The sequence below is a fragment of the Propionicimonas sp. T2.31MG-18 genome, from assembly GCF_964266745.1.
Lineage (GTDB): Bacteria > Actinomycetota > Actinomycetes > Propionibacteriales > Propionibacteriaceae > Propionicimonas.
This window is the reverse complement of the sequence record NZ_CAXWGX010000015.1, coordinates 1-418: the sequence shown is the minus strand read 5'-3', so window position 1 is coordinate 418 and position 418 is coordinate 1. Positions and strand designations below refer to the sequence as shown.

The 418-nt window shown below is 49.3% G+C and carries 1 protein-coding gene; it reads left to right on the top strand.

The window, feature by feature from the left end; genetic code table 11:
• Window positions 1–53: 53 nt before the first annotated feature.
• Window positions 54–418, top strand: a 365-nt coding sequence (locus tag ACFQQJ_RS08065; protein ID WP_377105526.1) for a 5'-nucleotidase, incomplete at its 3' end; no start/stop codon positions are given.

The window sequence follows — 418 nt, the reverse complement described above, 5'->3', positions numbered from 1 at the left end:
ATCTCAATCAGCATTGTGCAACCGATGACAAGGGCGAGGGCATAGCTGCGCCCATGGTTGAAGTGGTGATTATGTCAAAAAACAGCCCAGATACCGGTATTCAAGTATTAAATGCGCTGCGTAGTCATGGACTACCGATTAGTCGCTCGGCATTTACCTCAGGGGAAGGGGTGGCGGATTATGTGGCAGATTTTAAGGTGGATTTGTTTTTGACCACCAATCATGACGATGCCCAGCAAGTCACCGATGCTGGCGTGTGTGCCTGCGCGATTTTGGATGCGCCGCCCATTGATATGAAAGAGCTAGACACCAATCAGCTACGCATTGCATTTGATGGCGATGCCGTGTTATTTGATGAAGCAGGGGAGCTATTGTCGCGCCAGCAAGGACTCAAAGCGTTTCATGATTATGAAGCCAA